Genomic DNA, 19,669 nt, shown 5'->3' on the forward strand with positions numbered 1-19,669 from the left:
GAAGCGGCATGACACAACTTACAGTTAAAGCACTGAGTGAAGAAATTGGTACGCCAGTTGACCGCTTATTAGAGCAACTTGCTGATGCTGGCATGAAAAAATCGAGTTCAGATCAAGTTTCAGATGAAGAGAAGCAAAAACTGCTGACGCATCTGAAAAAAGAGCACGGCGACACTAGTGGTGACACCGAGCCAACTCGTTTGACTCTACAGCGTAAAACACGCAGCACGCTAAGTGTTAATGCTGGCGGTGGTAAGAGTAAAGATGTTCAGATTGAAGTGCGCAAAAAGCGTACCTACGTAAAACGTAGTGCAATCGAAGACGAAGCAAAACGCGAAGCTGAAGAAGCGGCGCAACGTGAAGCTGAAGAAGCAGCAAAACGTGCAGCCGAAGAAGCGGCGAAACGTGAAGCTGAAGAAGCAGCGAAACGTGAAGCTGAAGAAAAAGCGAAACGTGAAGCTGAAGAAGCCGCAAAACGTGACGCTGAGAAGTCGGTTGATCGTGATGCAGAAGAGAAAGCGAAACGTGATGCTGAAGGTAAAGCAAAACGTGACGCTGAAGAAAAAGTTAAGCAAGAAGCAGCGCGAAAAGAGGCCGAAGAGCTAAAACGTCGTCAGGAAGAAGAAGCTAAGCGTAAGGCTGAAGAGGAAAGTCAGCGCAAGCTTGAAGAAGCTCGCGAGATGGCTGAAAAGAATAAAGAGCGTTGGTCTGCTGCAGAAGAGAATAAGGGTGATATGGAAGATACAGATTACCATGTAACGACTTCACAATATGCACGTGAAGCCGAAGATGAAGCAGATCGTAAAGAAGAAGAAGCTCGTCGCCGTAAGAAGAAGACCAAATCTTCTGCTAAAGCGAGCGAAAATGATGAACGTGGCGGTCCACGTGTACAACGTGGTGGAAAGGGGGGCCGTAAAGGCAAACTTTCTAAGCCTAAGTCAATGCAACACGGTTTTGATAAGAGCGCAGTTGTTGCGAAATCAGACGTTGTGATTGGTGAGACGATCGTTGTTTCTGAACTTGCGAACAAAATGTCGGTTAAAGCGACCGAAGTTATCAAGATCATGATGAAGATGGGCGCTATGGCAACCATCAACCAAGTTATCGACCAAGAAACAGCACAGCTTGTTGCTGAGGAAATGGGTCACAAAGTTGTTCTACGCAAAGAAAACGAGCTTGAAGAAGCGGTACTTTCTGATCGTGACAACATGTTTGAAGCGGTACCTCGTGCTCCTGTTGTAACCATCATGGGCCACGTAGACCACGGTAAAACGTCAACGCTTGACTACATTCGTCGTACTCACGTTGCCTCTGGTGAAGCGGGCGGTATTACGCAGCACATCGGTGCATACCACGTTGAAACTGAGAACGGCATGATCACCTTCCTGGATACTCCTGGACACGCGGCGTTTACCGCAATGCGTGCTCGTGGTGCTCAAGCGACGGATATTGTTGTTCTTGTTGTTGCAGCTGATGATGGCGTAATGCCACAAACTGTGGAAGCAATTCAGCACGCGAAAGCGGCTGGTGTTCCACTGATTGTTGCAGTGAACAAGATCGATAAAGAAGAAGCGAACCCAGACAACGTTAAGAACGAGCTATCTCAGTACAACGTAATGCCTGAAGAGTGGGGCGGTGAGAACATGTTTGTTCACATCTCTGCGAAACAAGGTACTAACATTGATCAACTACTTGAGACAATCCTTCTTCAAGCTGAAGTTCTAGAACTAACAGCAGTGAAAGACGGTATGGCTTCTGGTGTGGTTGTTGAGTCTCGTCTTGATAAAGGTCGTGGTCCGGTTGCAACTGTACTTGTTCAATCTGGTACGCTACGTAAAGGCGATATCGTTCTATGTGGTCAAGAATATGGCCGTGTACGTGCGATGCGTGATGAAATCGGTAACGAAGTTAACGAAGCTGGCCCATCAATCCCTGTAGAGATCCTAGGTCTTTCTGGCGTTCCAGCTGCGGGTGATGAAGCGACAGTTGTTCGTGATGAGCGTAAAGCACGTGAAGTTGCTAACTACCGTGCAGGTAAGTTCCGCGAAGTGAAACTGGCTCGTCAGCAGAAGTCTAAACTAGAGAACATGTTCTCTAACATGGCGGCTGGTGATGTTGCAGAACTTAACATCGTACTGAAAGCTGACGTACAAGGCTCTGTTGAAGCTATCGCAGACTCACTAACAAAACTTTCAACTGAAGAAGTGAAAGTGAACATTGTGGGCTCTGGTGTTGGTGGTATCACTGAGACTGATGCGGTTCTGGCTGAAGCGTCTAACGCGATCATCCTAGGCTTTAACGTACGTGCTGACGCATCTGCACGTCGTGCAATCGAAGCAGCAAGCATTGACCTACGTTACTACTCAATCATTTACCAATTGATCGACGAAGTGAAACAAGCGATGAGCGGTATGCTTGCGCCTGAATTCAAACAAGAGATCATTGGTCTTGCTGAAGTCCGTGACGTGTTTAAGTCACCTAAGCTGGGCGCAATCGCAGGCTGTATGGTTACTGAAGGTCTGATCAAGCGTAACGCACCTATCCGTGTACTTCGTGATAACGTTGTAATCTACGAAGGTGAGCTTGAGTCACTACGTCGCTTTAAAGACGACGTTGCAGAAGTTAAGAATGGCTACGAGTGTGGTATCGGCGTTAAGAACTACAATGATGTTCGCGTTGGTGACCAAATCGAAGTATTCGAAACAATTGAGATCAAGCGTACGATCGATTAATTGACTAAAATTGCCGATAACAGGCAATTGTAGGTTGTTGAATACGCCATGGGGGGTTGGGATATCCACCCCCCATTCTTTCTATATAAGAGAAAAGATATGTCAAAAGATTTTAGCCGCACGCAGCGTGTTTCACAGCAGCTGCAAAAAGAACTTGCGATGATCCTTCAACGTGAAGTTCGTGATTCTCGTTTGGGTATGGTGACGATTTCCGATGTGGAAGTGTCGCGTGACCTCGCTTATGCGAAAGTCTTTGTTACCTTCCTATGTGTTGGCGAACAAACCCCTGAGTCTTGTCTTGCCGCACTGCGTGAACACGAAGTGCATATTCGTATGATGCTAGGTAAACGCATCCGTCTTCGTTTGACGCCTGAAGTTCGCTTCTATTACGACAACACTTTGGTTGAAGGTATGCGCATGTCAAACCTTGTCACCGAAGTGGTCAACAAAGACAAAATCAAGCAAAAAGACGCAGGTCGTGAGGACGAAGAGTAATGGCTCGTCGTCGTAAAGGTCGTCCGATTGATGGTGTTATCTTATTAGATAAACCTACAGGAATGTCATCTAACGATGCTTTGCAGAAAGTAAAACGCCTCTACTTTGCAGAAAAAGCGGGTCATACAGGCGCGCTGGACCCACTAGCTACGGGGATGTTGCCAATTTGCCTTGGTGAAGCGACAAAGTTTTCTCAGTTTTTGCTCGATTCAGACAAACGTTATCGAGTGATCGCAAAGCTAGGTGAGCGCACCGACACCTCAGATTCTGACGGTGACGTAGTGGAAACTCGCCCTGTTAACGTGACGCTAGAGACCCTAGAAGCGTGTATTGAGAAATTCCGCGGGGAATCCGATCAAGTACCATCGATGTTCTCAGCATTGAAATATCAAGGCAAGCCTTTATATGAATATGCTCGTAAAGGCATCGAAGTGCCACGAGAGTCTCGCAAGATAACCGTCTATGAGATCATTCTTCATCGCTTTGAAGGTGATGAAGTGGAAATGGAAGTGCATTGCTCAAAAGGTACTTACATTCGCACTATCGTCGACGATCTAGGTGAAATGCTTGGCTGTGGTGCACACGTAACTATGCTACGTCGTACTGGTGTTGCAAAGTATCCTTATGAAAACATGGTGACCTTAGAACAGCTTAACGAATTGGTTGATAACGCCAATCGTGATGGCATTGCACCACGTGAGGTGCTGGATCCATTGCTGATGCCGATGGATACCGCAGTTGAAGATTTGCCAGAAGTGAATCTGATCGCGGATCTAGCCGATATGGTGATGCATGGCCAAGCTGTTCAAGTCTTGAGTGCGCCAACAGAAGGCCAACTCAGATTGACCATGGGTGAAGAAAGACGCTTTATCGGTGTCGGTGAAATGAATCGCGATGGGAAAATTGCACCAAAACGTTTGGTGGTTTTTCGCGACGAAGAGTAACGATAAAAGGCTCAAGTAAAAATACCGGCTAACAAGCCGGTATTTTTGTATTGCTCAAAGGAAGAATATTCCCTATAATTCGCGCTCCTCGTGTCGGCTGAATCAGAGATTGGCTGGCACAAATATTAACCTACTCTTATTAGGAGAGAATGATGTCTCTGAATGCAGAAACTAAAGCAGCAATCGTTGCTGATTACGCACGTGGCGAAGGCGACACTGGTTCACCAGAAGTACAAGTAGCACTACTAACTGCTTCTATCAACCACCTACAAGGTCACTTCCAAGCGCACAAAGGCGATCACCACAGCCGTCGTGGTCTTCTACGCATGGTTTCTCGTCGTCGTAAGCTTCTAGACTACCTAAAAGGTAAAGATCTAGCTCGCTACCAAGACCTAATCAAACGTCTAGGCCTACGTCGCTAATTAGTGGCTGCATAGTACAGTTTGTTGAAAAAGGGGCTATATGCCCCTTTTTTTGTATCTGAAAATCACCATCGCCTCCTTCGCTTTTTTCTCTTTTTACCGTTTTTGTCTCTCTACTTTTATATTGTTTCTTCTGACATTAGCGTTCTGCCAATTTACCAACTGACTCGCAGAGCGGAAACCTCACAGTGCAAAACGCTCAGAATCTCTTTGTTGATGTTTTACACACCAATATGTTGTGTGCAAAATTTCGGCAATTCTGTAATGCCATCAACGAGATACAAGGTCATGTCAAAACCTGCAGCCACGATAGGTCATAATCATCTTTGTCCCAAAAAGACTGGGAAGATTCCTCACGTGGGAGGGCCGATCACAACTGGTTCAAGTAATGTCATGATTAACGGAGTGCCTGCAGCAAGAAAGGGAGATTCCATGGTTTGTGTGGGGCCTCCTGATAGCATAAAACAAGGCTCATCTTCCGTATTCATTAATGGCAAGCCTGCAGCTCGAATGTTTGACAGTACCAATCACGGCGGTGTCATCATTGGCGGTAGCCCTAATGTGTTTATTGGTGATGCTGGGTGCTATCCCGACCCACAAGACTCTGCAGTTGCAAGTAGCGACTCTCGCCTGCAAAGCAATGAAGATAAACAGGTAGCACCCCCAACAAAGCAAAGTAACCCTCTCTCAAGCGAGCCTCAAGATTTACCCTCATCGGCGTCACATACGTCAGCGAATGGTTCCTCGACATCATCGGCTGTAGATAGCAATACCGTATATCCTGGTCAGTCGACAGATCAGAATCATGAGCCGAAAATATTTTCCATTGTTCCTATTCGTTATGCAATTGACATAGAAAGGCAGACGCCTGAATCGGTACTAGGCCGCGGGCCTCTGTCAATATCGACACCCTACGTGCTACGTCAGTTGCGCGATGGATGGCTTTATATTTATGACGACCTTACTCAAGAGATAACGGAGTATAAAGTAGAAGGCGCATCACTTACTGGCGGTGCAAATATCTATCTCGAAGGCACAACCCTGCATATCGCTTTTTCATTAATACAATGGACAAAGCGTATTGTTGATACCCTCAAACAAGATTCGAGTTTAAGACATCGATGGATGCGTCGAGTGGTTTGTATCGAAGGAGAACAGTGGCATGTTGGTGATGAATCGACGCTCGAACATGTTTCGGATATGGATACGTGTCCACACGATTTTATAATGAGCTCAGTTTCATTGCGAGAGCCGGCTAAAGTAGATTCAGGAGATGAGGCCGAGAGTAATCCGACCGCTGAAGCCATAATGAGCAAGTTGGTGACTACCAAAAAAACCTTTGCAGCCGGAGACTGGCTACGAAACGCTCAAGGCGAGGTGAAGTTAGTCGTAGCATTGGATGATGTACTTTCTGATGTGCTTGATCTCACCATTCCACTAAATCTGCCAATTATGGACAACCTTTCAATAACGAAAGATGAAGACGAATTTCATAAGCTTGAGATGGCACGTATCGCGCGAAGTTTGGCGCGAGTGCAAGTGCCTGAATCGAAGTGGAGTTCAAACATCAATAAATCAACCTATCCTTATTTTGAAGCTGATTTACATGCCTATTTTAAGGAGCGCGAGGCGGATGTTACTGAATTAGTCGCAAAGCAACAAAAACAAAGTTATGTGAGCCTAAATACTAAGGAGCACTCTACACACGGTTCCAAAGGGTTAAGAATATTACGAGAACGCTGGGACTATGTGCCAGATGAACTTGATCATAAGCTCTGGTTTGAAAGACGAAAGTACGTCGATGAAGTCAATTGGAAAAAACTGGATCGATTCAGTAACGAGATGGAATCCAAGTTGGGAGAGGCAGAGACGAAGATCGACCTCTATATGCGTGAGTTATACTCAGGTTTACAGGGGGCTGACGTCGTCGACCCTATGCGTTATGGCATAGATATCTACACACAAGAGGGTATGAATCACTACATTGTCCTCACCCATGAAATCTTTACCACCATGCAACTAGCGGTGCAAAACCGTGAACGAGAACTTAAAAAGTTAAATGAGTTTTTAGCGGGACGAAATATTCTCTCCTTTGCCCCCTATGGCGGCAGTGAATCCCTTAGCTTTGCGGTAACGCGAGAGCTGGATAATACCGAATCAATAAATCTAGTTCCCCACTATACCAATATCGTTGGGGCATTTGATAAATTAAAAGATCTGATGCAATACGGTACAGGACGTGATGCGATATGGCTACGAGAACTAACCGAAGAAGCTCGCGCAGTACTCGATATATTGGGCAAAACTTTGAAAGGAGCGCTGAGTGACTATTTGAACCATTTGTTGCTCTATATCTATCCTGATCGTATATCGAGTCCTCCTCTGATTTTTGAAATAAAAAGGGCCATTTGGTGGCATCGGATAAAACAGGAAGTACCGAGATTTAATGATGACTATATCAATGGAACGCAGCGATTTCGGAAAGAGTTTAAGCAGTTGGTTAAAGAACTCTCTGATGAATATTACAAACTAGGCAAGCACACAATATGGCCGGTCCGAAAATACAACCTGTATAAAAAACTGAGAATATCGTTACTTGAAAAATTGGTGGAACATCCGGACTTGATCTCTATTCGTGCCGACGAAAGTTTCCGCCAAAGTCGCAAGGCCTTACGCGCGCGTTATATGCAGTTGGTGGGAGGAAAGTTTACACAAGCGAGTACTGCTTATAGCTCAGTTGGTGGTAATGCGGCATTAACGGTACTGCTCAATAGTATCAACTTAAATATGCTTAGTGGAACGCTAGGTGATACTGGCAAAGGCTCTGATGTACATAGCAAAGCACTTCAAGATGTTGGAATTGGACTGATGTGGTTAATTTCTTCCACTGGAGATTTAATTAGGAATATTACTGGTGATTATTTAACTCGTTCAATTGGTGATTTTAAAAGCATGAAGGTAAGTAGGGTTTCTCATATAAAAAATATTAATTTTAAAGGTCTAAGTATTACAAGGGCATATATATCTTCCATTGCGATTAGTTCGGTTTTTGGTGTGATGGTGTCATTTTGGGAAGTTCTAAAAATTCATCGTTTATATATTAAGTCAAACAGTTTGTACGAACGATCACTTCTATCAGTTTTAGTGTTCTTCTATGGGACACAATTCGTAGTTTATTTTAGGCTTTATGTTCGGGCTTTTGTCTCTAAAAAAGCAGTTGGAGTTTTGCTTGCGCCTTGGATGGTTACTGTTGGAGGATGGGCTGGAGGGGCGATTGTTTTGGTTTCCATCCTTTATGAACTTAGTAAGAAAAATGAGATTGAAAAATGGCTATCGGAATCTAGGTGGGGAAATCATAATGCAAACTTGAGTAAAGAGAAAGAGCTATTTGAGTACAAAAAGATAGCGTTGAAGCCAAGAGTAGAAATCAGAGAACAAGCTAGCGTGTTTCCTTATGGGATGAAAAAAACAACGCCAAGCAGTGAAGGTTATTATCATGCCTCAACTACCAAAATGGCTGTTAATAGCCCGTTGTGTCGTTATGTATGCCGATTTTACGTTCCAGACCCAGAGCAAGGTTTTGTTCTGACCATATTAAATAATGCGACCATTAATCCAACAAGTGGAAAGTGGGGGCAGGAAGAAGGCCAGTATTTCTATGAGATAGCGATGGAAAGTCGTACTGGTTTACGAGTAAATGTGACTTATGCTAGTGATGAGAGTGATATATGTTATCTAGTCTCAGGAAAAGGAGAAGGGCAGTGTTCAGTTTCTTTCAATGATGTACGAGAAGTGATTGGTGAAGCATATCAAATTATAGGACGTAAATAATGTCGGATTTTTACTCATTGGATGAACGGGCCATTAAGCGAGAGATAGATTATAAGAATGAAGAGATATCCAAAGCTGATGTGGTTTTTTCTTGGAGTTGTACAAATAAGAGATCGTTTGAAGACAAGTTTTTTGAGATTTTCATACTAGCCTTTATGCCATCGTTATTATTGTTTTTGGGCTCTGATATCTATTTATTCTCCTTTGTTTTGGTTATGTCAATATTGATGGCTTTATATTTTAGATTTACACTTCATCAACCAAGGTTATTCTATTACGAACTGACAAAAGTAGGTGTTCGTTATACGGTAGAAGAAAATGTACATGAGTTTTTTTACAAGTTCTCTCGTGCTGGTGGGGGTGTAATTATAGCTGTTAGTATGCTAGCAATGATATTTATTGGCCCGGCCGCATTAGCTGGTGTAGGTGCTGGGCTTCTTCATGCGAAACTTATGTCGAATCATCGTAAATTGAAAGAATATAAAACATATATTCTCCCTAATAGTTTTTATATTCGTTATCATCGTTCTCGGCAGGAGATAGCTTTTAATCCTAAGTACGAAAAAGAAATGATGAGTATTGGTATATATGACTTTTTAACTATAGGAGATGTCTATATATCGCCAAATAAATTACATCAGTTGCTTTTTTACGTTAAAAAGGAGTTTAATGTAATAGATATTAAAGAGGTTAAGAGTTGTAAATGGTTTAATTCTTAACGTTTGAGTTGTATATTTAATTGAATGTATATAAAACATAATTATTTATTTTGGTGCTTAGATGAATTTTCTTTCATTGGATGAACAAGATATAAAGAACGAAATTTCGGATAAGAATGAAAAGATATTTGAATTGGAATCGATTTTATATTGGAATTTTACGCCAAGGAGAGCAATGTTAGAAGAGTCTTCTGTTGCTTTGGTTGTCTTTGGTATACCATCTTTATTTTCCTTAAGTGGAACTAGTTCTGAATCACATTATCTTATCTTATTTGTGTCTTTCTTTTCTCTTTTGGCTGGTCTATTGGTTAGGGCTACAGGATTTAAACCAAAAACTTACTATTATGAACTTACTAGTGCAGGTATTAGATATACTTCGGTAAGTAATGTGCATAAGTATATTGACCAATATCATAGGGCTGTAAGTATAACGGTTGTTTTAATTGGTATTATTTTTATTATAATGTTTAATGAATATGGATTGATGTTTTTTATTTTTATTGTCCCATTTTTCATTTCGTATGATAAATCTGAAGATGAAATTAGTGAAATTCATATTCTACCAAATTCTTTTGTTATCAAATATGATGTGTCCGTCAATAGGATTTATTTTATAAGTAAATATAGCGATGAAATGAGAAGTTTGGAGATATATGATTTTGAAAGAATTGGTAGTATTTATATTTCTCGCTCACAATTGTATCAACTGATTTTTCATTTAAAAAACAATTTTGATGTTACTGATGTGGTATTGGTGAAAAACTGAATTGATAAAGATGTATTATCGCTGCTATCAAAGCAGGGAGGAGCCAAACATCTCTGGTTAGCTAAGTTTATCTGTGGCTACAGGGTTAAAAAGGATTGCCTGATTTTTAATCATAGTGTGGCGGTGATTTAGAATCTTGACCTACCGAATAGCGTGTAGGTATGAAGTGGTTTATACTACCCCGCGTCTCAACCTTAGTTGTTGAGCATTTACACCTCAATGCATTGCCGTCAGTCTGTCGACCAATAGGTCGCGACTATTCCAAATAGCTTGCTGTCAGGCTCTTTGCACTAGTCGCGATATGCAATGTTTTGAGACCTAATACCAACGTCCGAATTTATTTTCGGCAACAAGGAATAACAATGTTCGAAAAACCAGTTGTTAAAACGTTCCAGTACGGTAACCACACGGTTACTCTAGAAACTGGCGTTATCGCACGTCAAGCAACCGCTGCTGTTATGGTTACTATGGATGACACTGCAGTATTTGTTTCTGTTGTCGGTAAGAAAGAAGCAGTTCCAGGTCAGGACTTCTTCCCTCTAACCGTAAACTACCAAGAGCGTACTTACGCTGCAGGTAAAATCCCAGGTGGTTTCTTCAAGCGTGAAGGCCGTCCTTCTGAAGGTGAAACGCTGACTGCTCGTCTAATCGACCGCCCAATTCGTCCTCTATTCCCTGAGGGTTTTAATAACGAAGTACAAGTTATCGCAACGGTAGTGTCTGTTAACCCAGACGTACAGCCAGATATCCCAACAATGATTGGTACATCTGCAGCGCTTGCTATCTCTGGTATCCCATTCAACGGTCCTATCGGCGCGGCACGTGTTGGTCACATTGACGGTCAACTCGTACTAAACCCAAGCAACACTGAACTAAACGCATCTCGTCTAGATCTTGTTGTTGCGGGTACTGAATCTGCAGTGCTAATGGTTGAGTCAGAAGCTGACAACCTTACTGAAGAAGAAATGCTATCTGCAGTGGTATTTGGTCACGACCAACAACAAGCAGTGATCAAAGCAATCAACGAATTCGCAGCAGAAGTTGCGACGCCATCTTGGAACTGGGTTGCTCCTGAAGCGAACACAGCTCTTAACGAGAAAGTGGCTGATCTAGCAGAAGCGAAACTTGTTGAAGCTTACAAAATTACTGAAAAGATGGCTCGTTACGACCGTATCCATGAGATTGCGGCAGAAGTTAATGCAGTTATCCTTGCTGAAGATCCAGAAGCAGATGCAAAAGAAATTCACACTATCTTCCACGATCTTGAGAAGACTGTAGTGCGTCGTAGCATCATTGCTGGCAACCCACGTATCGATGGCCGTGAAAAAGACATGGTTCGTGCACTAGATGTACGTACTGGCGTTCTTCCACGTACTCACGGTTCTTCACTATTCACTCGTGGTGAGACTCAGGCGCTCGTAACGGCGACGCTAGGTACTCAACGTGATGCGCAAATCATCGACGAGCTAACGGGTGAGAAGAAAGATTACTTCCTACTACACTACAACTTCCCTCCATACTGTGTAGGCGAAACGGGTTTTGTAGGTTCTCCGAAGCGTCGTGAAATCGGTCACGGTAAACTTGCGAAGCGTGGTATTGCTGCAGTAATGCCATCAATTGATGAGTTCCCATACACAGTACGTGTTGTTTCAGAAATCACAGAATCTAACGGTTCATCTTCAATGGCTTCTGTATGTGGTACTTCTCTAGCGCTTATGGACGCGGGTGTGCCAATCAAGGCTTCTGTTGCTGGTATCGCAATGGGTCTGGTTAAAGAAGGCGACGATTTTGTTGTTCTTTCAGATATCCTTGGTGACGAAGACCACCTAGGTGACATGGACTTTAAAGTTGCAGGTACTTCTACTGGTATCACTGCACTTCAAATGGACATCAAGATCGAAGGTATCACGAAAGAGATCATGCAAATTGCGCTTAACCAAGCTCAAGGTGCACGTAAGCACATCCTATCTGTAATGGATCAAGCTATCTCTGGTGCTCGTGACGATATCTCTGAGTTCGCTCCTCGCATCCACACGATGAAGATCAGCGCAGACAAGATCAAAGACGTTATCGGTAAAGGCGGTGCAGTGATCCGTGCTCTAACTGAAGAGACAGGCACAACCATCGAAATCGAAGACGACGGTACCATCAAGATTGCAGCAACTGAAGGTGCAGCGGCAAAAGAAGCGATTCGTCGTATTCAAGAGATCACCGCTGAAGTGGAAGTGGGCGTAATCTACACGGGTAAAGTTGCTCGCCTAGCAGATTTTGGTGCGTTCGTAACGATTCTTCCTGGTAAAGATGGTCTTGTTCACATTTCTCAAATCGCTGACAAGCGTGTAGAGAAAGTGTCTGACTACCTGACTGAAGGCCAAGAAGTTCAAGTTAAAGTGCTTGAAATCGACCGCCAAGGCCGCGTTCGTCTAAGTATGAAAGAAGCGGTAGAAAAGCCAGTTGAAGCAGAAGCGCCAGCGGCAGAAGAAGAGTAATCTTCACGTTGACACATACTTGTCTAGGGCTTTTCTCGCTTAAAAGCCTGAAAGCATGTTATAAAGGGGAGCATTGAGCTCCCCTTTTTATTTTCGCAGTCTTCACAGGAGTGCCTTTTAGTGAAATGGTTTCAAACCGTTAGTCTGTGCATCGCGTTAGCGACAACAGGCTGTGCATCAACCACCAGTGGCAACAAGAGTCAGTGGGTGTATCCGCCAATGGCAGTGCCATTGCAGGCGAGTGTTCAGCAAGAGGTGCAAATTGCGCGTTTGTCACAATTGCTGCAACGCACTGATCTCAGTGATGAAGTTCGTGCGAAAATGCATTACGAACGTGGTAACTACTATGACAGTGTCGGTTTGCGTGATTTAGCCAGACTCGATTTTAATCAGTCTCTGCAGTTAAATCCTGCACAGCCAGATATTTTTAATTTATTGGGCGTCTATTTCACACAAGTGGGTGAATATGATGCCGCTTACGAAGCATTCGACTCAACGTTAGAGCTCGACCCAAGCAATAGTTATGCGGAGCGCAATCGTGCTATTGCACTCTATTACGGTGGCCGTTTGGATCTGGCAAAAGAAGAGATGCAGAAGCATTATCAAGATGATCCGCAAGATCCGTTTCGCGTGCTTTGGCTCTACATCATTGAATCGGATCTCGATCCTGTTCAAGCCAAGGCGGATTTACTGACTCGCTATCAACAGCGCAGTGAAGAGTGGGGATGGGTGTTGGTTGCGTTAATGGGTGAGCAAGTGTCTGAGGAGCAGGCGTTCAAAGCGATCATTGATGCATCTCGTGAAAACGTGCTACTGGCGCAGCGTTTAACCGAAGTCTATTTCTATCTTGCCAAGCGCTACCAGCAGAAAGGTGACTTTGCCAATGCGATCTCTTTGTATAAGTTAGCGATCTCTTTCAATGTTTATGAGTACGTTGAGCATCGCTACGCATTTTTAGAGCTTGGCAATATCTATCAGCAGCTTCAGTCAGAACGTCTTGCAAAAGCTCAGGCGAAAACTACACCTTAGACCAGCAAGAGCGTCATCCCGAACAATAGAAACCCTCGACATCGATGATGATCGAGGGTTTCTTTTCTTTCCAGCCTATTCACGGTGAATAAAAGTGTACTCGGTTTGTTTTAGTGGATTGCTAATTTCAATAACAAGATTAAAATAGTTAGCCTTGCTAACTATTTTAATGGTTGAATAATGAGCCTCAGCACCCATCTCGAAAAAATGGAGCGCTTTGCGGCAAAAGTGTGGCGAAAGCACAGCAAAGACGATCCTATCTTGCAGTTGAGTTTTAGTGAATATGACTACCTGAAAGTGATTCAAAATGCGCAAGAACCGATACGTATCACGGATCTTGCGTTGGAAATGGAAGTGTCTAAACCTTCTGCGACCAATATGGTGACGCGTTTAGAGCGAAAAGGATTGGTGAGCCGAGCTCATTGTCTGCATGATGCAAGAGTGAAGCGTGTGGTGCTGACAGAGAAAGCGCTGCACTATTTAGCACAGGAAGCGATGGTTTACCGCATATTGGCTGAGCAAGTCGCAGGGCAGTTGAGTGATGAAGAGCAGCAACAGCTCGTCTCATTGCTCAGTAAAGCACTTACGTTTTAGTTTCTTAGAATCGATGTCGAGCTTTCATTGATGAATACGTCTATTTATCGCCAATTTTGGCGCTATACCATACCCACTATTGCCGCCATGCTTGTGAACGGCTTATATCAAGTGGTGGATGGTATTTTTATTGGCCATTATGTTGGTGCAGCAGGGCTTGCAGGGATTAATGTGGCATGGCCACTGATTGGCTCCATTTTGGGTATCGGTTTAATGGTGGGAGTAGGAACTGGCGCGCTGGCTTCTATCCGACTTGGTGAGAAGCAACCGCAAAAAGCGCAAGCCGTGTTGTCGACGGGCCTGGTGTTGTTGCTGTTGATGAGCCCAGTGGTGTCGATTTTGCTCTGGTGTTTTGCGGATGATTTTCTGCATTTGCAAGGCGCAGAAGGAGAGGTGTTCCAACTTGGCTTGCAATATCTCGACGTATTGGTGTTTTCTTGTTTGTTCACCTTGGGCTCGATCGCCATGCCGATTTTGCTGCGCAATGATGGCAGCCCCAATTTGGCAACGATGCTGATGGTGTTGGGAGCGATCACCAATATCGTTCTCGATTACCTATTTATCGGCCTATTGCAGTGGCAGTTAACGGGAGCAGCAATCGCCACAGCATTGGCTCAAATGGTGGTGCTATTGGTGGGGCTCAGATACTTTTTTTCACGCAAAGCCAAACTGCGTTTGTCGAAGTGCAATTTCTCGTTTCAATGGCGTTTGTTGCCACAAATTTTCGCTATCGGGACATCGAGCTTTTTTATGTACGCCTATGGCTCCATGATGGTGGCGCTGCACAATAGCTTGTTGCTGAGCTATGGTAGCCCTGTGTTGGTGGGGGCTTATGCGATTCTTGGTTACATCATCGTTGTCTATTATTTGATTGCAGAAGGGATTGCCAATGGTATGCAGCCGTTGGCGAGTTTCTATCATGGGGCTGGGCACAGTGACCATATCAAAAAGTTACTCAAAATTGCGATGAGCTCTGCGGTGCTGACGGGCATGGTGTTTATTGGTTTATTGAATCTATTCCCTGAGCAAGTGGTGGCGGTGTTTAATGCGAACGACGCTGAACTGACTCAGCACACCATTACGGGAATACGACTCCATATGTTTGCCATGTTTTTAGATGGCTTTCTGGTGGTGACAGCGGCCTACTATCAATCGGTGAACCGTGGTGGAAAGGCGTTGTTCGTCAGTATTGGCAACATGATGGTGCAACTGCCGTTTCTCTTCATTATGCCTAAATTGCTCGGTATTACTGGGGTTTGGCTGGCTTTCCCATTGTCAAATATTGCACTGACCTTAGTGGTGGCGGTTATGCTATGGCGCGATATCAAACGAATGCCTAAAAATCAGTGGGTTGAAGCGTAGGTATATGAAAGAACATGGAAGAGTAGGGAAATAGAGCGATAAGATAGCAAAGAGGGCGCAAGCCCTCTTTGTTGTTGGAGCGAGATAAACCTAGAGATTTTTCACCTCTAGGCCTGCAATTTGGTGCCAGTAGCCATTGCATTGACGATCTTCGATTTGGCGCGGCTGTGCACCTTGTTCGTTGGCGCGAAATTGATCTACGGTCGTAAATGTTTCTAGCCCCAATGGGCTGACACGCACCACATCCACCAATCCTTGCATGGCAGGGAGATCATTAATCAGGTTGTAGCAGTAACCGGATTGCGTCTGGATGCCATTGAGATTGAATACCGCTTGGCCTTCTTGGCTGTGCACTTGAATGCCCGTTGGGTATTTGATGCAGCAGGTTTCACAGTCGTCTTTGGCTTTGTTTTCTGCGCGGGCGGTAAAGCAGCGCGCGGAATACGCGAGTGGCAAATAGCCATGGCTAAAGACTTCTACTTCAAACTGGTTGCGAATGCCCACTTCATCGCATTGGGTCAATACATTTTGCAACCATTCTCGAGACAACTCGACAGGCATGCACCAACGAATCATCCCTTGTTTAAGAAACAATTTGAGCGTGTGCGCATTGTATGTATTGACTGCTGGGCCAACAACAAAGGGAACACGCTTTTCAAACGCCAGCTGAATAGCGGATACGTCGTTCGCTTCAATGGCAAAGTCACCGTTGTCGATGTACTTTTTCATCACGTTGATTTCGCTTGGGGCTTCGAGCAGTGCCATGGTAGAAAGTACAACTTGTTTGCCTGCAGCGGAAAGCTCTTTCGCTAACTCAAACCAGTGCGCAGGTTTCATTTCACGGCGTTTAGAGCAGACCGATTCCCCCAAATAGATGATGTCGGCAGAGCTGTTTTTCGCTTGATGGTAAAAGTCTTCAACGTTCTGTTTGGGCCAGAAGTAAAGTAGCGGACCGAGTGAGTATTTCATCTTGTTTCCTTGAATCCTTATTGCCATTGACGATGATAAGCACCGAGCGTGGTTTGTGTCCCTTCTGAGACGTTCGCCAGTGCGGCATTCCAAGCCTCTTCCACTTGGTAGGCTTGCGGATTCGCTTGGTAACGATCAATCGCCGCTCGCCAAGTTCGGGTCACTTGTTCTACATAGGCAGGGCTACGCTGACGGCCTTCGATTTTTACCGAGGCGACATTCGCGGCAAACAGTTCAGGCAGCAACGACAGCGTGTTGAGGCTGGTTGGCTCTTCTAGTGCGTGGTAGCGTTTGGATTCCCCCTCTATGTGGGCATCAAAGCGGCCTTTACATAGCGTCGGATAGCCTGCGTTTTCACCATGGCCATACTTGTCGATTAAAATGTTGTTGAGACGTGACTCTAACCCCGTTGGAGTTTCTTGCCAGCGCACATATTTGGCGGGTGAGCAAGCACCGACGGTATTGGGAGACTCTCCCGTTAAATAGGAAGACAAGTAGCAGCGGCCTTCTGACATGATGCACAAGCTACCAAAGGCAAATACCTCCAACTCGACCCCTTGTGGGATATTGCGTGACAGTTGCTTCACTTGATGAATCGACAGCACGCGAGGTAGTACAACGCGTTTAACATTGAAATTCTGCTGATAAAACTCGACGGCTGCAACATTGGTTGCCGAGGCTTGAACCGATAAATGCAGTTCAAGGTGCGGGTATTTTCGTGCTGCATATTCTAACACCGCGATGTCGGCAACGATCAGAGCATCGATACCCAATGCCGCCGCCATATCGACCGCGTTTGTCCAACGCTCAAAGCCATCGGGATGCGCAAATGTGTTCAAGGCGACGTGAATTTTTTTCTGGTGATCGTGGACGTATTGAACCGCTTTCTCGAGTTTTTTCCCGCTGAAGTTCAGTCCAGCGAAATGACGGGCATTTGTATCATCTTTAAAGCCGATATACACCGCATCGGCACCGCAGTCGATGGCGGTTTTTAGAGCAGGAAGATTACCTGCTGGGCAAAGGAGTTCCATATGCTCACTACAAATTGAGACGAAAAGGGTGTGGGCATTTTATGAAGGAATATGAATAGCAGAATTGATGTAAGTTAGGTTTGACGCAATAAATTGAGATTTACCTCTTTTGGAGAGGGGAGAAGGTCAGTTTTTATGGCGACGATTTTGTGCAAACAGTTCTTCTATCTCATGTTTAGGCTGAGGGCGATGGAAATGAAACCCTTGGATCGAGTGGCAGCGCAAATTTGACAGGAGTGCTGCTTGCTGATGAGTTTCTACCCCTTCGGCCACCACGGTGAGATTGAGAGATTTACCGAGATTAATGATGTTTTCAATCACCGTGACCTGCTTTGGTAAAACGTCAATGTCGTTGATAAATGCGCGGTCGATCTTCAGCTCATCAATTGGGAAGCGGGCCAAATATGCCAGTGAGGAATAGCCGGTCCCAAAGTCATCGATGGAGAGTGAGAAGCCCAGTTTCTTAATCGCGTTGAGCATCTGAATGGTGTGGTCACTGTCACTCATTACCGCACTTTCGGTCAGCTCGAAGGTGATGCAGTTTGGGTCTAACTCTGTGGTTCGCAGGAGTTTTTCCATAAAGTCGATCAACTGAGGGTTGCCAAATTGCTCTGGCGATAAGTTAATCGCAACGCGACCCGGCAGAATTCCTTGGAGTTTCCAGCGTTTGACCGTATTGAAGACATCACGCATGACCACACGACCTAAGTGCTCAATCAGACCTGCTTTTTCAGCGACAGGAATGAAGGCTGCAGGGCTAATATATCCTTCGACAGGGTGCTTCCAGCGTACTAACGCTTCGGCGCCATTAATGCTGAAGTCACGCGCATTAACTTTCGGCTGATACCATACTTCAAGGCCATTTTGCTGTAGCGCTTTTTGCAGTTCGATCTCCAACCAGAGGCGCATACGTGCTTCTTTGTTCATCTGGTCGTTAAACTTGATGAGTCGGTTACGGCCACGATCTTTGGCTTCGTACATCGCGGTATCGGCATTTTGCAACAGTACGCGTGCATCTTGGCCATCTTCAGGATAACGAACACTGCCGATAGAACAGGCAAGACGCTTGCTGAAATGGTGTAAATCAAATGGCTGATTAATTAAGGAGATGATGCGCTCAGAGAGCAACTCGGCCATGCGGTTGTTTTCTGGCTCTGGCAAGATCACGCCAAATTCATCACCGCCAAGATGGCCAATCACCGAGTGTTGTGGCAACAGGCGTTTCAGACGAGCTGCCACTTCAAGAATCACTTTGTCACCGATGTGGTGGCCTAGTGAGTCATTGATATTTTTGAAGTTATCGATATCGAGATAAAACAACAACAAGGGCGTTTGGCTCTTAATCAACTGCTCCAGACGTTTGGTAAAACCGAAGCGGTTGTAGAGCTTCGTCAGGGAATCGATATGAATATCATCGCTGTTTTTCACCGAAAGATGTTTTGGCGTTTCATCAGCATCTTGGATCAAGATGATTTGAGATTGGTTGCCCAGTACGGTGGTGAAATCTGCATGCAACTGAACGCGGCGCTCAAAGCCACAGCGTGCACTGGTCATACAGACAAACGCTTTTTCGGAAAGCAGTGAGCAGAGTTTATGGCTAAACACCATCTTGCTCTTCTCATCCATAAATAATCGACTGAGCTCTTCACCAAGCAAGTCATGCTGCGAGTTGAAACCAAGCAGCCTAGCTGCAGCGGGGTTTGCAGAGAGAATGGTGTCTTCTTCTACCAGTAGTAAACCATCGGGCAGCAACTGCGTTAAACGAGAAAACTTGGTTTCTGACTCTTCTAGGGATTTGACGAGAATGTGTTTTTCAGAGGTGTCAATCGCTTGAAAAAGGAGGTGAGAAATCTGTTCACCGCCTTCCACTGGGGACAAACTAAAATGCAAACTGGTTTCAAGATCGGTTTCATCTAGGGTGATTTCGGCCTCAATACTTTCACCGAGCAGAGCTCGGTCGTAGTAAGGCTTTAGCTTTTGGTAAAAGTTGTCACCTAAAATTTGCGCATCATTCATCCCTATTAGCTCTTCCTGAGCTAACCCCGCAACGTCGCAATAACGTTCATTCACCAAGCAATAGTTATGTTGCTTATCAAGAATAGCGAAGAAAAAAGGGCTATTAGAAGTCAGTTTATTAAACCAATGGTGCATTTGCTTGGAAGGCATCAAAGTACTACCCGTCTCCAGAGAGCGTAATTAATCGTCCATGTCATGAAATCGCTGAAACGCAATCACTATAACTGTGATAATAGCGTTATTAAAGGCTTTATCAGTACAAGTGTGACA

14 protein-coding genes are annotated in these 19,669 nt (G+C 44.7%); 11 read left to right on the top strand and 3 right to left on the bottom strand.

Annotation, left to right across the window (positions count from 1 at the left end; all coding sequences use genetic code 11):
- Nucleotides 1-8 precede the first annotated feature (8 nt).
- The 11 genes from infB (at nucleotide 9) to AOT11_RS10225 (ending at nucleotide 15,383) form a co-directional block, all read left to right on the top strand.
- A complete protein-coding gene (gene infB / locus AOT11_RS10175; RefSeq protein WP_017419790.1) occupies nucleotides 9-2,732 on the top strand; it encodes a translation initiation factor IF-2 in 2,724 nt (907 codons plus the stop codon).
- 99 nt (nucleotides 2,733-2,831) lie between these two features.
- Nucleotides 2,832-3,227, top strand: coding sequence for a 30S ribosome-binding factor RbfA (rbfA, locus tag AOT11_RS10180; protein ID WP_011079617.1), 396 nt, complete (start codon nucleotides 2,832-2,834; stop codon nucleotides 3,225-3,227).
- Nucleotides 3,227-4,171: a tRNA pseudouridine(55) synthase TruB gene (gene truB / locus AOT11_RS10185; protein WP_017419791.1), complete on the top strand. Its 945-nt coding sequence runs from the start codon at nucleotides 3,227-3,229 to the stop codon at nucleotides 4,169-4,171. Before rbfA ends, truB begins: the two co-directional genes overlap by 1 nt.
- Before the next feature lie 152 nt (nucleotides 4,172-4,323).
- Nucleotides 4,324-4,593 (top strand): 30S ribosomal protein S15, encoded by a 270-nt coding sequence (gene rpsO, locus AOT11_RS10190; protein WP_011079620.1) that lies wholly within the window; start codon nucleotides 4,324-4,326, stop codon nucleotides 4,591-4,593.
- Between the two features lie 288 nt (nucleotides 4,594-4,881).
- Nucleotides 4,882-8,424, top strand: a complete 3,543-nt coding sequence (locus tag AOT11_RS10195; protein WP_017428706.1) for a PAAR domain-containing protein — start codon at nucleotides 4,882-4,884, stop codon at nucleotides 8,422-8,424.
- Nucleotides 8,424-9,143: a hypothetical protein gene (locus tag AOT11_RS10200; protein ID WP_017419793.1), complete on the top strand. Its 720-nt coding sequence runs from the start codon at nucleotides 8,424-8,426 to the stop codon at nucleotides 9,141-9,143. The genes AOT11_RS10195 and AOT11_RS10200 overlap by 1 nt, the downstream gene beginning before the upstream one ends.
- Before the next feature lie 61 nt (nucleotides 9,144-9,204).
- Nucleotides 9,205-9,909 (top strand): hypothetical protein, encoded by a 705-nt coding sequence (locus AOT11_RS10205; RefSeq protein ID WP_017419794.1) that lies wholly within the window; start codon nucleotides 9,205-9,207, stop codon nucleotides 9,907-9,909.
- Between the two features lie 362 nt (nucleotides 9,910-10,271).
- Nucleotides 10,272-12,398, top strand: coding sequence for a polyribonucleotide nucleotidyltransferase (gene pnp, locus AOT11_RS10210; RefSeq protein WP_011079626.1), 2,127 nt, complete (start codon nucleotides 10,272-10,274; stop codon nucleotides 12,396-12,398).
- A gap of 120 nt (nucleotides 12,399-12,518) precedes the next feature.
- Entirely contained in the window at nucleotides 12,519-13,427 is a 909-nt protein-coding gene (gene nlpI, locus AOT11_RS10215) for a lipoprotein NlpI (RefSeq protein ID WP_017419795.1), read from the top strand.
- A 180-nt stretch (nucleotides 13,428-13,607) separates the two neighbouring features.
- Complete coding sequence (locus AOT11_RS10220; protein ID WP_017419796.1) at nucleotides 13,608-14,021, top strand: MarR family winged helix-turn-helix transcriptional regulator; 414 nt, start codon at nucleotides 13,608-13,610, stop codon at nucleotides 14,019-14,021.
- A 30-nt stretch (nucleotides 14,022-14,051) separates the two neighbouring features.
- Nucleotides 14,052-15,383, top strand: a complete 1,332-nt coding sequence (locus AOT11_RS10225) for an MATE family efflux transporter (protein WP_049797942.1) — start codon at nucleotides 14,052-14,054, stop codon at nucleotides 15,381-15,383.
- Nucleotides 15,384-15,473: 90 nt separating this feature from the next.
- Here AOT11_RS10225 and AOT11_RS10230 read toward each other — a convergent pair whose 3' ends face one another.
- The 3 genes from AOT11_RS10230 to AOT11_RS10240 form a co-directional block, all read right to left on the bottom strand.
- Nucleotides 15,474-16,352, bottom strand: a complete 879-nt coding sequence (locus tag AOT11_RS10230; protein ID WP_049797940.1) for a U32 family peptidase — start codon at nucleotides 16,350-16,352, stop codon at nucleotides 15,474-15,476.
- Nucleotides 16,353-16,369: 17 nt separating this feature from the next.
- Nucleotides 16,370-17,383: a ubiquinone anaerobic biosynthesis protein UbiU gene (gene ubiU, locus AOT11_RS10235; protein WP_011151067.1), complete on the bottom strand. Its 1,014-nt coding sequence runs from the start codon at nucleotides 17,381-17,383 to the stop codon at nucleotides 16,370-16,372.
- A 126-nt stretch (nucleotides 17,384-17,509) separates the two neighbouring features.
- Complete coding sequence (locus tag AOT11_RS10240) at nucleotides 17,510-19,549, bottom strand: EAL domain-containing protein (protein WP_011151066.1); 2,040 nt, start codon at nucleotides 19,547-19,549, stop codon at nucleotides 17,510-17,512.
- Nucleotides 19,550-19,669 lie beyond the last annotated feature (120 nt).

Origin of the sequence: Vibrio vulnificus NBRC 15645 = ATCC 27562 (genome assembly GCF_002224265.1) — a bacterium.
Lineage (GTDB): Bacteria > Pseudomonadota > Gammaproteobacteria > Enterobacterales > Vibrionaceae > Vibrio > Vibrio vulnificus.